We start from the raw sequence: 13,133 nt of genomic DNA on the forward strand, positions 1-13,133 counted from the left end.
AGTCCTTCAAAGAAATTCAATACGATGGCACTCAGGCGACCAGCACCCAAAGCAAAGCCGTGAGGGCAAAGCCCGCCAGGCCTAGCACCGTGGTCAGCACGGTCCAGGTGCGCAGGCCATCGCCCACGCTCAGGCCCAGGTAGCGGGTCACGATCCAGAAGCCCGAATCGTTGACGTGCGACAGGCCCAGGCTGCCAAATCCAATGGCAACCGTGAGCAGCGCCACTTGCAAGGGGGAATACCCGCCACCCGCAATCGCGTCGGCCAGCAGGCCGCAGGTGGTGATGATGGCCACGGTGGCCGAACCCTGTGCGGCGCGCAGCGCCAGAGAGATGATGAACGCCAGCAGGATGAGCGGCAGATGAGTCGCGGTGAGGCTTTGCGACAGCGCCGTGCCAATGCCGCTGGCGGTGAGCACCTTGGCAAACACGCCGCCAGCGCCGGTCACAAGGATCACGGTAGCGGCAGGGGGCAGGGCGGATTCCATGATGGCATTGGTGCGCTCACGGTTCCAGCCCTGGTTGCGGCCCAGCAGGAACATCGCCAGGCCCACGGCCACCATCAGCGCGAAGATGGGCGAGCCGATGAAGCCCAGCACGTTGCGCAGGCTGTCGCCTTTGGGCAGCAGGGTGGCGCCGGTGGTCCCGGCCATGATGAGCGCCAGCGGGATCAGGATGAGCGCCATGATGGTGCCCACGCCTGGGGTTGCGGCAGCCTTGGGGGCCTTGGATTCCGCACCTTCTTGGCTGTTGCCAAAGGCCGCAAACTGCTCGGCCGTGGTGGGCAGCATGGGGTAGCCCTTGCGGTTGAGCCAGCCCGCCACGACCTGCGACAGCGCCGCCAGCGGGATGCAGATGGCCAGGCCAATGATGGTGATCCAGCCAATGTCGCCCTTGACGATGGCCGCGCCGCCCACGATGCCGGGGTGCGGCGGCACCACCACGTGCGCGGCCAGCATGATGCCCGCCACGGGCAAGCCGAACTTAATGGGGTTGACGCCCGCCGCCTTGCAAAAGCCGTAGACGATGGGCACCAGGATGATGAAGCCCACGTCAAAAAACACCGGGATGGCCAGCACCAGCGCGGCGGCGGTGAGGGCCATGGGCACCCGTGTGGGCCCCAGCAGCTGCGTGAACCGGTTGGCCAGGCTGGCCGCGCCGCCCGAGACCTCGATCATGCGCCCCAGCATGGAGCCCAGCGCCACCAGGATGGCGACCGAACCCAGCGTGCCGCCCATGCCTGCAATCAGCGTGCTGATGATGTCGCCGATGGGCATGCCGGTGGCAAACGCCACGAGAAAGCTCACCAGCATCATGGCCACGAAGGCGTGGACCTGCCAGCGGATGATGAGCAACAGGAGCAGGCAAATGCTGCCGGCGCCGATGCCGAGAAGTGCGAGGGTGGACATGTGCGGGGTATCTCCGGGATGGAAGGGGGCAGGCCCAGGCAGCCCAAAGAAACAGGGCCTGGAGCAGCCCGGTTTGGGTGCCTGGTTGCACCTCGGTTGGTGTGTTTATATGGTTATCATACAAATTACTGTGCACTATTTTGGTTCGGGTTAACCCGCATGCGCGGACTAGAGAGGCGGGTTGGGCGGCGCTATTTGAAGGTTTTTTGGCCCTCTGCGCGCAACTGGTAAGCGATGTAAGCTATCAATTTAATAGCGTTTAGCGGGGAAAAGCATCCCCTGATCCGCCTGCGCAGCGGCCGTGTGCTGCGGGAGCCGGGTCCCCGCCGGGTTCAGAACACCAGCGGTGCGGATGCCGCCACCAGCGGCTCTGCAAGGCGTGCGCCATCCTGTGCCCAGAACGTGAGATCGGCCTGCTCGATGCGGGCCAGCGCGTTTTTCATGTGCTGCGCGGCGGCGGCGCGTGCGGCCACCGGGTCACCCGCCTCGATGGCTCGCACGATCTGCGTGTGTTCGTGGGTCACTGCGTCGGCAAAGTCCTCGCGCCGCGCTTCGTTGGCGCGGGTCACGCGGGTTGCGCCTTTCAGGAACTGGGCGAGGTAGTCCAGTGTGCTGATCATGAACGGGTTGCCCGCTGCCCGCGCAATGGCGCGGTGGAACAGCACGTCTTCCTCCACCCCGTCGCGGCCCGCGCGCACTGCGTCGGCGATGTGCTGCATGGCGGCGCGGATGGCGGTGATGTCGTCTTCGCTGCGGCGCAGGGCGGCGAGTTCGGCCACCTCGGCTTCGAGTGCGCGGCGCACCTCCACGATCTGCATCACGGCCTCGCGCGATGCCGCGTGGGGCAGATCAAACTGCAGCGGCTCGATGCCTGGCGCCAGCACGTACACGCCACTGCCCTGGCGCGAGTCCACCAGCCCCAGCGACTTCAGCCGCGAGATCGCCTCGCGCACCACCGTGCGGCTCACCTGGAACTGCTGCGCCAGCACCGCCTCGGTGGGCAGCTTCTCGGCCGCCTGGATGCGGCCCGCGCGGATCTCGGCCTCCAGCGCGCTGGCGACCTGGTCGGACAGCTTGATGCTGGGTTTGATGGCGGAAAAAGGTGACGACATGGGCGAAGCGGACAGAGGTGGCGGCAGCAGTCCCGAGGGACGGCTGACTGTACCCCAAGCGTCAGCGCAAGGCGCCGTGCAGCACGTCCTGCCTGCGCGACCGCGCGCCCGCCAGGTCTGGTCAGATCAATTCGCCACCCTGAGCCGCTGCACCAGCCAGTCCGCCGCGAAATCAAAGTGCTCCCGCATGTGCAGCTCCGCCGTATGCCCATCGTCCCCGTAGACCAGCTGGGTCACGTTGAAGCCGAGCGCGGCCAGAGAAGAGGGCTCCTCCTTGGACACAAGGTCTTCGTGGATCCCGTTCACCATCAGAATGGGTTTTTGCAACTGCCCCCTCGTCGGCGTCTTCAACTGGCGGGAGAGCTGGAAGGTTTCGTAATAGTTGCACATCGTCTGCCGAGGTGTGGTCCGCGGATCCATGTTCGCAAACATGGTGTACGGCGCGACGATCCATGCCGGAGCCACCATGCAATGCGCGCTTCCAAAGCTGGAATCGCTGGGGCCGCCAATGTTGACAACCGCTTTGTAGAGGTCGTTCTTCAGTCCGCCAAGCGTTGCCAGATAGCCGCCCATGCTCCAGCCGTACACCGCCACCCGGCTGGCATCCAGATCACTGCGTTGCTGGATGTAGTCGGCAATGGCGTCGAACATCACATGGGAGTCGGGGTGGAACCCCAGCTGGTTCTCCCCGGTGTCCGGGTTCTCCACAACGATGGTTGCAAACCCACGGCTTGCGAAGTAGTCGCTGTGCCGGATCATCTCTGTCTTCAGGTTGTCGAGGCCGCCAAGGATCACCAAGGTTGGCAGCTTTGCATCGCCGCTGCGGTGGGTGGATGGGGCCCGGAAGTAGCCAATGAACTCTTTGCCGCCGGCCTTGAAGGCAATCCGCTGGAGTGGTTTGCCCAGGGCTGCATAGGCTTGTTCGGTCGCGCGCAGGTCTGCAGCGGGAATACGCTTGGGGATGCGGTTCATCCGCCAGTAGAAAGCCGCCTTTCTGTAGGCGGCCGATGCCGCCAGGTTGTCGCCCTGCTCGGCGGCCACGCGTGCTCTTTCTGCGTGCATCTGCGCGGGCTTGCTGAACGTTGCCTGCCAGGTCGGCTGCGATGGCCCCGCGTGTTCCGGCAGCGCTCCAATGACCTCGTCAAAGGTTCGCGCTTCGATCCCGGCATCCTCCAGCCACCAACAGATGTTGAATTTGAACGAGGGATGCAGGCGAGCGATGCCGCCCGGGTACTCGGCCTGTCCTTTTGCGCAAAATTCGGCCATGCTGTTCGCAGCCCGGGCCGCAGGGATTCCCTGCGCAGCGGACTCTTGTGGTGCGGCGGCTGCCAGCAAAGCAGCGCCGAAGGACATCCATAGTTTCCAAGCCAGTCTGTTCGTCACGATATCTCCTTCAGGGTGGTAATGCGATGGGAGCGTGGCAAGGCACAAGACACGTGTCACCAGGCCGATGAACGGCTGCCGAGGGTGCGTTGCACGCGTTGGGGGTTGGCTGCTCGCGCCCTTTTTGCCGGAGCGACGCAGCCGCATGTCTGGCGCTATCGGTTCGGTATGCCGGGCAGCCAGCCATGGCCTCGGTACCAGGCCACCGTGTCGGCAACGGTTTGCTCGACCGGGCGAAACTTCAGCTGAAGCTGTTGCTCGCTCTTGGCATGATTGAAATGGCTGCGTCCCGCCTCCTTGCGCATCAACCGCACGGTAGCCAGGCTGAGCAGGATGGGCTTGCCGGTGATGCGTGCGTAGAGCTCCTGGACGCTCGCCAGGAGATACAGGAGCGGAAAGGGCAGGTTGCGTGTCGGCGTCTTGATGCCCGCGATCTTTCCTACCAAAGGCACCAGTTCCTGCATCGTCATGTGGCGGCCGGCAGCCAGATAGCGTTCGCCGCGCAGCCCCTGCTCTGCAGCCGCAATCTGCGCATTCGCTACATCGCGAGCATCCACAACGGAAAAGCTGCCGGGCACCAGCCCCGGCAGTTTTCCCAGCACCACGTCGTTGACAAACTGCCCGGAAGAGGTGGGGCCGATATCGGCCGGTCCCCACATCCATCCGGGCAAGACGAAGCTGGCATGCATGTCCGGGTGCGCAGCCAGAAAGGCCGACACAGCTTGGTCGGCCAGTATCTTGCTGCGGTAGTAGTCGTCTTCGGCATCCGCGAGTTCGCGCAGGCAGGTCTCATCCATGGGCATGCCTGGCTCGCCATTGAGCACCGCAATGGACGAGGTCTGGATGAAGCGCCGGATGCCCGCGTCATATGCCCGCTCGATGAGGTCCTTGGTGCCGTCCACATTGATGCGCTTGAGTTCTGCCCAGTGGCTGCCGCCCTTGAAGTTGTCCCGGAAGAACGCGGCGGTGTGGAACACCACGTCGCAACCCTGGAGCGCTTTGGAGAAGGCGGGCACGTCCGCCATGTCGCCCTGCACCAGTTCGACCCCCTCCACCCCTGCAAACTGCTGCTGGCCCTTGGCCTTGGAGCGGACGAGTGCCTTGAGGAAGAAGCCGCGCTCGACCAGTTCGCGCACAAGGTTGTTTCCGAGGAGGCCGGTAGCGCCGGTGACAAAAGCGGCCCGCAAGCCCTTGGATTGTTTCATGTCGATTGAACTTCAAAAATCAAATGATCTTTCAGTTTATCGATGGGCAAAATAAATATCAAGTGATATTTGAAATCTGACCCAGCCTGGCGGCACCGGCGAGGGCTTCAGGTCCATCTCGAAAGTTCATGTGATATCTTTGGGCATGAGCCCCACGACAGCAAGAAAGCGCTTGAGCCGAGAGGAAAGCCAAGCGCAAACGCGCGAACGCCTGATCGAAACTGCGCAGCAGTTGTTTGTTGCGAACGGGTATGGGGGCGCGTCCATCCGCGACATTGCGAACAAGGCGGGCTACTCCCAGGGCGCGTTCTATTCCAACTTTTCGAGCAAGGAAGATGTGTTGCTCGAGCTGCTGCGGCGTCACATGACGGCAGAGGCGACGCACCTGTCCCGGGTCATGTCGGGTGACGGAGACGATTCCGAGCAGATATTTGCCGAGCTGGATGCCTGGGCTTCCACGCTCAATCACGACGCGGATTGGTGCATGCTTTCTATCGAACTGCAATTGCACGCCAACCGTAGTCAGACGTTCGCCGTGGAGTACCAGAAGGTGTGGGATCGGCACCGCAGCGAGCTGGGCCAGGTGATTGGCCAGTTGTTCCACAAGCTCGGAAGGATTCCGCCTGCCGAACCTGCCGAGCTGGCCGCTGCCTTCATGGCCCTGTCGCATGGCCTGGCGTTGCAGCGGATGAGCACGTGTCCCGATCCCTCGGGGCGCCTCATCATGGCGTTCCTGCGCGGGCTGATTGCAAATGCGGAGCGAGAGAACGCCGGATAGCGGCCGCAAGCCCTGGCGAATTCATCCGCTCGATGCAAGACATCCATTGGGCATCGTTGCTGGCGTGCCGATCGTGGTCTTCTTGCAAGCCTCTCCAGTCTCTCCAGCCTGCTTTGATCTGCTGGACTGCTCTTACTTGGCGGCCGCCGACGCCGCGCATGCCTCACCCATCCCGGCCATGCCCGCCAGCCGCTGCAGGCGGCTGCGCTTGTCCATGCAGTCCTTGTACTCCGCTTCACGCACCTTTTCCTGCGCCAGTTGCGCAGCCCGCGCGCGCTCGGCTTGCAACTGGGCCACACGCTCGCGGATTTGCGGCATCACGGCCAGCGCGGCCTTCTCGCCTTCCACAATGGCATTGGCGCGTTGGCTGAAGTCGGCCGCGCCGATGTCCAGCACCTGGGGGCGGATGATCACGTCGGCCCGCGCCAGCTCGGCCTGGCCCAGCTTCTGGCCCATGATGGCGATCGACTGGTTCAGCGCGCCCAGCATGTTGCCGGGCGTCTGGCCCCGGGCCTTGTTGGAGATGTCCACCGCAATCACGATGTCGGCGCCCAGCTGGCGGGCGGCATCCACCGGCACGGGGCTCACGATGCCGCCGTCCACAAAGTGGAATTTGCCGATGGTGACCGGCTGGAACACGCCTGGCACACTGCTCGATGCACGCACCGCCTGCCCCGTGTTGCCGCGTGCAAACACCGTGCGCTCGCCGTCTTCGAGCCGTGTGGCCACCACCACGAAGGGCTTGGCCATCTGTTCCAGCGGCTTGCGGCGCACCTGCTCGTTCACATAGTCTTCCAGCTTCTGGCCCAGCACCAGGCCGCCGGAGGAAAGCTGCAGGTCGCGAATCTTGGCTTCGTCCAGCGCCACGGCCTTTTCCTGCATCTCGAAGGCGTTCATGCCACTGGCGTAGAGCGCACCCACCACGCTGCCCGCGCTGGTGCCGGAGACGACAGCGGGTGCCAGGCCATTGGCCTCCAGCATCTTGATCACACCGATGTGTGCAAAGCCCTTGGCCGCGCCACCGCCCAGGGCGATACCGATGCGGATGGGGGTCGTTGCGGGCGTGGAGGGCGTGGCGAGGGGCGCGACTTCGCTGCCCGCCCCCGTCTGGGTCGGGGCTGTGCCGCCACATGCGGCCAGACCTGCTGCGGCCCCAAGGGCCAGAAGGCGCAAAAGAATGGTCAAGCGCATGCCGGGTGATCCTGCTGTCGTCCAAACGGGGCGGGCAGTATAGCGGCAGGGTGCCTGCGGCCTGTGTTGCGCGGGTGATTGCTCCAAAAAAAGGAGCAATATGCGCTTTGTGGGCGGGCGGTGGAGCTGTTTATCGCCAAAAATCGCGGTGCAGGGCAGTTATCTCTTCTGCCAGTGCGGGTACGGGGCCCAGCACCTCGGTGGGGCGCTGGCCGCAGGCAAAAACCGTGCGACAGGGCAGGGCCAGCGTGGGGTTGTCGGGGTGGTCGCCTGTCAGGGCGAGCAGGGCGGTTTCTTCGGCGCCATACAGCACGCGGCCGATGCCCGCCCAGTAGATGGTGCCCGCGCACATGGCGCAGGGCTCGAAGGTGGTGACCAGCGTGCACTGGGCCAGGTAGGCGCCGGGGTAGTTGGCCGCTGCTGCGCGGGCCAGCGTGCTCTCGGCATGGTTCACGGTGTCGATGTTGCCCTGCTCGGCCAGCACGGTCTCGCCATCGGGCCCGACCAGCAAGGCGCCGAAAGGGTGGCGGCCCATGTCCATGGCGCGTTGGGCTACGGCATTGGCGCGGCGCAGCAGCAGCGCCACCCGGGCATCGTCCAGTGGCTCACTCACCCTGAGACCCCCGGTGCGCCCACCCCGTGGTGCGCTTTTCGATCCAGCTGAACAGCTCGTACATCACCATGGCCATCGCACCCACCACCATCAGGCCCGCAAAGGCCAGGCCCATCTGCATGGACGAGCCCGCGCTGATGAGCAGGTAGCCGATGCCTTCGTTGGCGGCGGTCATCTCCGACACCGTGGTGCCCACAAACGCGAGCGTGATGGCGACCTTGAGCGAGCCGTAGAAGTACGGCATGGATCGCGGCAGGCCCACCTTGGTCAGCACGTCCCACCGCTTAGCGCCCAGCACGCGCAGCACGTCTTCCAGCTCGGGCTCCAGGGTGGCCAGGCCGGTGGCGATGTTGACCATGATGGGGAAGAAGCTGATGAGAAACGCCGTGAGGATGGCAGGCCCCACGCCAATGCCGAACCACACCACCAGGATGGGCACAAAGGCCGCCTTGGGCAACGCGTTGAAGGCGGTCATCAACGGGTACACGGCGGCATAGGCCAGGCGAGAACTGCCGATCACAAAACCCAGCAGCACGCCGACCACGATGGCAATGCCAAAGCCCGCCATCGTGACCCAGTAGGTGCGCCAAGCGTGGGCGGCGATCACGCCGCTGAACTCGACCAGCTGCGTGGCAATGACCCAGGGGCTGGGGAAGAGAAATTCGGGGACGCTGAAGGCCGAACAGATGATTTGCCACAGCAGAATGGTGGCGGTCAGCAGCAGCCAGGGGGACCAGCGCTCTACGGTTTTCTTGTGCATGGTGGGAAGGTCTTCGGGTTACTGCTGGATGGGCGCGCCGGCCTTGCGCAGGGCGCCGATGTGGCCGCGCAGTTCATGCACGATGTCGGTGAATTCCTTGGTGTAGGTCACCTCTAGGTCGCGCGGGCGGGGCAGCTCGATCTCCTTGCGCACCACAAACCGGCCGGGGCTCTTGCTCATCACATACACCGTGTCGGCCAGAAAGACCGACTCGCGCAGGTCGTGCGTGACCAGGATCACGTTGAATTTCTGCTCGGTCCACAGGTCGCGCAGGATGCACCACAGCTCTTCGCGGGTGAATGCGTCGAGCGCGCCAAACGGCTCGTCCAGCAGCAGCATCTTGGGCTCGTGGATCAGCGCGCGGCAGATGCTGGCGCGCTGCTGCATGCCGCCCGACAGCTGCCAGGGGAACTTGTCCTCATAGCCCGCCAGCCCCACCTTCTGCAGCAGCTTGCGGGCGCGTTCTTCGTATTCCTTACGTTTCTGCTTGAAGTTGCTGCGGTAGGGCTCGACGATTTCGAGTGGCAGCAGCACGTTGTCCACCGTGGTGCGCCACGGCAGCAGCGAAGGCGCCTGGAAGGCCATGCCCGAGACCTTGAGCGGCCCGGTCACGGGTTGGCCATCGATGAGGATCTTGCCCATGGAAGGCATCTTCAGACCGGTGGCCAGCTTCATGAAGGTGGACTTGCCACAGCCCGAGGGGCCGACGATGGCGATGAACTCGCCCTGGCGCACCTGCAGGTCGATGGCCTCCACCGCAAACTGGTTCTTGGCGCGCAGCTCGTCGTTGTAGGCGAGCCAGACATCGCGGAAATCCACAAAATAGGAATCGGCAGCCTGCATGGAAGGTTGTTCTTCTTTTTGAATAAAAATGGCAGCCAGCGCCTGCCTATCAAGCGCTGGCTGCTATCAAATTGATAGTTTTACTTCTTGGGCAGGATGTTCAGCTCGGCTGCAGGGGGCAGAAAGCTGGGGTTCCACACATCGTCGGCGTTCACGCGGGTCTTGGTGTTGAACGCGTCCGACACCTGCGATGCCATCAGCGACAGGCGGCCAGGCACGGCCTTGCCAAAACCTTCGGCGCGGGCGTCGGGGCTGTTGATGACAGTGTCGATGGCCAGTTGCAGGCGGCGGGTTTCGAGCGGCACGTTCACGATGCCGTCGCGTGCCTTCACATGCTCGATGGCGGCTGCGGGGTTGGCGATCACTTCCTTGGCACCCTTTGTGAAGGCCGACAGGAACGCCTTGATGGCGGCCGGGTTCTCCTTGATGAGCTTTGGAGACGCGATGATCACGTTGCCATAGAGCTTTACGCCGAAATCGGCATAGGGCAGCACCACCACGTCGGCGGCCTTGGCGCCACGGGCTTCCAGGTTCAGGAGCGAGGTGAAGGTGAAGCCGGTGATGGCGTCCACATCGCCGCGCACCAGCATGGTTTCGCGCAGGGGCGGGTCCATGGCCGTCCAGGTCACAGCGCCAATGCCGTTGGCCTTCTGGAAGATGGGGAACGCGCGGCGGCCTGCGTCGAACACGGGGGCGCCCAGCTTCTTGCCAGCCAGGTCGGCGGGCTTGGTGATGCCGCTCTTTTTCAGCGCCATGACCGATGCGGGCGTGTTGTTGTAGACCATCATCACCGCCACGGGCTTGTTCTGCGCGTCGGGGTTGTTGGCGTGGAACTCCATCACGGCGGCCAGGTCGGCAAAGCCCATGTCGTACGTGCCCGAGGCCACGCGCTGCACTGCACCACCCGAGCCGTTTCCAGCATCCACGGCCACATCCAGGCCTGCGGCCTTGAAGTAACCCTTGGCCACGGGCTGCAGGAACAGCGCGGCAGGGCCTTCAAAACGCCAGTCGAGCTGGAACTTGATGGGCGTGGTGGCCTGCGCCTGGGCCAGCGAGGTGCTGCCGATCAGGGCCAGGGCGGCAGCGGTTTGCATGAACAGTCTTTTTTTCATCGGGGGCTCCTGTCGGGCGAGGGGAAATGCGGTGAGGGAAGGCATGGGCCCCATTCAGGGGCCATACACCTGCAGTCAGCAAAAACGATGCCCGGTTTGTGTACGCGGGTGTTTCGCCGTGCCCCATTGTTCACCGAAGTGGTGCGCGCCAGCATGCTGGGTTTCCCGAAATGGTGCATGCGCCGGGTGAGGGGTTGGCTTGCCCATGAAAAACGGGGCCCGAGGGCCCCGTTGAAACGGTGTGTGGGCAGGCCTGATCATGGACTGCGCACGGTCAGCACGGCACAAAGCGCTCAGCGTGGCCGGGCGGCAGCGCTGGCCACGGCCAGGGCCGTCATGTTGAGCACGCGGCGCACGGTGGCGGCCGGGGTCAGGATGTAGGCCGTGGCAGCGGCACCCATCAGGATGGGGCCCACCGTGACGCCACCGCTGGTGGTCGTCTTGAGCACGTTGTAGAGGATGTTGGCGGCATCCAGGTTGGGGCAGATCAGCAGGTTGGCCGAGTCCGTCAGGGTCGAATCCGCCATGTAGGCGTTGCGGATGTTCGGCTCCAGCGCGGCATCGCCGTGCAGCTCGCCATCACACTCGATCTCGGGGTGGGCGTCCACGAACAGGTCGCGCGCCTCGCGCATCTTGCGGGCCGATGCGCGCTTGGACGAGCCATAGCTGGAGTGCGAGAGGAAGGCGACCTTGGGTGGGATGCCAAAGCGTTGCACCTCCTGCACCGACATCCAGGCGATGTCCGCCAGCTGCTGTGCCGTGGGGTCTTCGTTCACGTAGGTGTCGGCAATGAACAGCGTGCCCCGGTTGGTCATCAGCGCGTTCAGGGCAGCGTAGTTGTGGGCACCTTCCTGGCGGCCGATGATGCTGTGGATGCGTTCCAGGTGCGTTTCATACGTCCCCACCAGGCCGCAGATCATCGCGTCGGCATCGCCCAGCTTGACCATCAGCGAGGCAATGATGGTGTTGGAGCGGCGCACGGCGGCCTTGGCCACTTCGGGCGACGCGCCATTGCGCTTCATGAGCTGGTGGTAGTGCTCCCAGTACTGTCGGAAGCGTGGGTCGTCCTCGGGGTTGCACACCTCCACATCCTTGCCCAGTTGCATGCGCAGGCCGGCCTTGGCGATGCGCGCAGCAATCACGGCGGGGCGACCGATGAGGATGGGTTGCGCGATTTTGTCGTCGATGGCCATCTGCGCGGCACGCAGGGCGCGTTCGTCTTCACCGTCGGCGTAGGCCACGCGCTTTTGCGCGTCCGGCAGGGCCTTGGCAGCCATGATCACGGGGCGCATCAGCATGCCGGTCTGGTAGACGAAGCGCGACAGCGTTTCCTTGTAGGCCTCCATGTCTTCGATGGGGCGCGTGGCCACGCCCGATTCGGCAGCGGCCTTGGCCACGGCGGGCGCGATCTTGAGGATCAGGCGCGAGTCGAACGGTGTAGGGATGAGGTAGTCGGGGCCAAAGGTCAGCTCTTTGCCCGCATAGGCGCTGGCCACTTCTTCGCTGATGTCGGCCTTGGCCAGGTCGGCGATCTGGCGCACGCAGGCCAGCTTCATCGCCTCGGTGATCTTGGTCGCGCCGCAGTCCAGCGCGCCGCGGAAGATGTACGGGAAGCACAGGACGTTGTTGACCTGGTTCGGATAGTCCGAGCGGCCCGTGGCAATGATGCAGTCGGGGCGCACGGCCTTGGCCAGTTCGGGGCGGATCTCGGGCTCGGGGTTGGCCAGTGCCAGGATGATGGGCTTGGGGCCCATGGTCTTGACCATCTCGGCCGTGAGCACGCCGGGGGCCGAGCAGCCCAGGAACACGTCGGCGCCGTTGACGGCATCGGCCAGCGTGCGGGCATCGGTCTTTTGCGCGTATCGCGCCTTCGACTCATCGTAGCCCCCGGGGCGGCCTTCGTAGATCACGCCCTTGGAGTCGCAGACAAAGACGTTCTCGATCTTCACGCCCAGGCCCACCATCACATTCAGGCAGGCAATGGCGGCCGCGCCCGCGCCGGAGACGGCAATCTTCACCTCGCCGATCTGCTTGCCCACCAGCTCCAGGCCGTTGAGCAGCGCGGCGCTGCTGATGATGGCCGTGCCGTGCTGGTCGTCATGGAACACCGGGATGTTCATGCGCTTGCTGAGTTCGCGCTCGATGTAGAAGCACTCGGGCGCCTTGATGTCTTCGAGGTTGATGCCGCCCAGCGTGGGCTCCAGCGCCGCAATGATCTCGATGAGCTTGTCGGGGTCGCGCTCGGCCAGTTCGATGTCGAACACATCGACGCCCGCGAACTTCTTGAACAGGCAGCCCTTGCCTTCCATCACCGGCTTGCTGGCCAGTGGGCCGATGTCGCCCAGGCCCAGCACCGCCGTGCCGTTGGTGATCACCGCGACCAGGTTGCCGCGCGATGTGTAGTCAAACGCCTTGGAGGGGTCGGCCGCGATGTCCAGGCACGGATAGGCCACGCCTGGCGAGTAGGCCAGCGACAGGTCGCGCTGGTTGGACAGCGGCTTGGTGGGGGTGACCGAAATCTTGCCCCGGGTGGGATTGCGGTGGTATTCGCGCGCAGCGTCGCGCAGGGCCTGTTCGGCGGCGGAAATGTTCTGTGTCATACGGAAATCCTGGAAGTCCTCGGCGGAATGCAAAACAAGGGTACCCGATGGCGTGGGCGGCTGGCATGCAGGTTTATGCGGATGCGGCATAAGAGCCTGTTCGAAGTCTTTTTGGAGTCGCACAAGTC

General features: G+C 64.3%; 11 protein-coding genes. 1 reads left to right on the plus strand and 10 read right to left on the minus strand.

Annotated elements, in window-relative coordinates:
• Positions 1-31: 31 nt before the first annotated feature.
• From ACSQ22_RS23560 to ACSQ22_RS23575, 4 genes are all read right to left on the minus strand, one after another.
• Positions 32-1,408, minus strand: coding sequence for a GntP family transporter (locus ACSQ22_RS23560; RefSeq protein WP_436131724.1), 1,377 nt, complete (start codon positions 1,406-1,408; stop codon positions 32-34).
• A gap of 332 nt (positions 1,409-1,740) precedes the next feature.
• Positions 1,741-2,520: a FadR/GntR family transcriptional regulator gene (locus ACSQ22_RS23565; RefSeq protein WP_436131725.1), complete on the minus strand. Its 780-nt coding sequence runs from the start codon at positions 2,518-2,520 to the stop codon at positions 1,741-1,743.
• A gap of 126 nt (positions 2,521-2,646) precedes the next feature.
• A complete protein-coding gene (locus ACSQ22_RS23570; protein WP_436131726.1) occupies positions 2,647-3,903 on the minus strand; it encodes an alpha/beta hydrolase family protein in 1,257 nt (418 codons plus the stop codon).
• Positions 3,904-4,058: 155 nt separating this feature from the next.
• Positions 4,059-5,108, minus strand: a complete 1,050-nt coding sequence (locus ACSQ22_RS23575; RefSeq protein WP_436131727.1) for an SDR family oxidoreductase — start codon at positions 5,106-5,108, stop codon at positions 4,059-4,061.
• A gap of 145 nt (positions 5,109-5,253) precedes the next feature.
• Here ACSQ22_RS23575 and ACSQ22_RS23580 point away from each other — a divergent pair, with 145 nt between their 5' ends.
• Positions 5,254-5,886, plus strand: coding sequence for a TetR/AcrR family transcriptional regulator (locus ACSQ22_RS23580; RefSeq protein WP_436131728.1), 633 nt, complete (start codon positions 5,254-5,256; stop codon positions 5,884-5,886).
• A 132-nt stretch (positions 5,887-6,018) separates the two neighbouring features.
• Here the strand turns inward: ACSQ22_RS23580 and ACSQ22_RS23585 are convergent, their stop codons facing one another.
• The 6 genes from ACSQ22_RS23585 to ACSQ22_RS23610 all read right to left on the minus strand — a co-directional run bounded on the left by ACSQ22_RS23585 (position 6,019) and on the right by ACSQ22_RS23610 (position 13,005).
• A complete protein-coding gene (locus ACSQ22_RS23585; protein ID WP_436131729.1) occupies positions 6,019-7,077 on the minus strand; it encodes a patatin-like phospholipase family protein in 1,059 nt (352 codons plus the stop codon).
• 130 nt (positions 7,078-7,207) lie between these two features.
• Positions 7,208-7,690, minus strand: a complete 483-nt coding sequence (locus ACSQ22_RS23590) for a nucleoside deaminase (protein ID WP_436131730.1) — start codon at positions 7,688-7,690, stop codon at positions 7,208-7,210.
• Positions 7,683-8,450, minus strand: coding sequence for an ABC transporter permease (locus ACSQ22_RS23595; RefSeq protein ID WP_055394856.1), 768 nt, complete (start codon positions 8,448-8,450; stop codon positions 7,683-7,685). Before ACSQ22_RS23595 ends, ACSQ22_RS23590 begins: the two co-directional genes overlap by 8 nt.
• A gap of 18 nt (positions 8,451-8,468) precedes the next feature.
• A complete protein-coding gene (locus tag ACSQ22_RS23600; RefSeq protein WP_431150328.1) occupies positions 8,469-9,293 on the minus strand; it encodes an ABC transporter ATP-binding protein in 825 nt (274 codons plus the stop codon).
• An 80-nt stretch (positions 9,294-9,373) separates the two neighbouring features.
• Positions 9,374-10,405: an ABC transporter substrate-binding protein gene (locus ACSQ22_RS23605; RefSeq protein ID WP_436131731.1), complete on the minus strand. Its 1,032-nt coding sequence runs from the start codon at positions 10,403-10,405 to the stop codon at positions 9,374-9,376.
• 293 nt (positions 10,406-10,698) lie between these two features.
• Positions 10,699-13,005, minus strand: coding sequence for an NADP-dependent malic enzyme (locus tag ACSQ22_RS23610; RefSeq protein WP_436131732.1), 2,307 nt, complete (start codon positions 13,003-13,005; stop codon positions 10,699-10,701).
• Positions 13,006-13,133 lie beyond the last annotated feature (128 nt).

Origin of the sequence: Acidovorax sp. LjRoot38 (genome assembly GCF_964252975.1) — a bacterium.
GTDB lineage: Bacteria > Pseudomonadota > Gammaproteobacteria > Burkholderiales > Burkholderiaceae_C > Acidovorax > Acidovorax facilis.

What these genes read in the sequence shown, in the direction of transcription:
- ACSQ22_RS23560 (WP_436131724.1), bottom strand. Translation starts at nt 1,408, where the DNA reads ATGTCCACCCTCGCACTTCTCGGCATCGGCGCCGGCAGCATTTGCCTG.
- ACSQ22_RS23565 (WP_436131725.1), bottom strand. Translation starts at nt 2,520, where the DNA reads ATGTCGTCACCTTTTTCCGCCATCAAACCCAGCATCAAGCTGTCCGAC.
- ACSQ22_RS23575 (WP_436131727.1), bottom strand. Translation starts at nt 5,108, where the DNA reads ATGAAACAATCCAAGGGCTTGCGGGCCGCTTTTGTCACCGGCGCTACC.
- ACSQ22_RS23580 (WP_436131728.1), top strand. Translation starts at nt 5,254, where the DNA reads ATGAGCCCCACGACAGCAAGAAAGCGCTTGAGCCGAGAGGAAAGCCAA.
- ACSQ22_RS23585 (WP_436131729.1), bottom strand. Translation starts at nt 7,077, where the DNA reads ATGCGCTTGACCATTCTTTTGCGCCTTCTGGCCCTTGGGGCCGCAGCA.
- ACSQ22_RS23595 (WP_055394856.1), bottom strand. Translation starts at nt 8,450, where the DNA reads ATGCACAAGAAAACCGTAGAGCGCTGGTCCCCCTGGCTGCTGCTGACC.
- ACSQ22_RS23600 (WP_431150328.1), bottom strand. Translation starts at nt 9,293, where the DNA reads ATGCAGGCTGCCGATTCCTATTTTGTGGATTTCCGCGATGTCTGGCTC.
- ACSQ22_RS23605 (WP_436131731.1), bottom strand. Translation starts at nt 10,405, where the DNA reads ATGAAAAAAAGACTGTTCATGCAAACCGCTGCCGCCCTGGCCCTGATC.
- ACSQ22_RS23610 (WP_436131732.1), bottom strand. Translation starts at nt 13,005, where the DNA reads ATGACACAGAACATTTCCGCCGCCGAACAGGCCCTGCGCGACGCTGCG.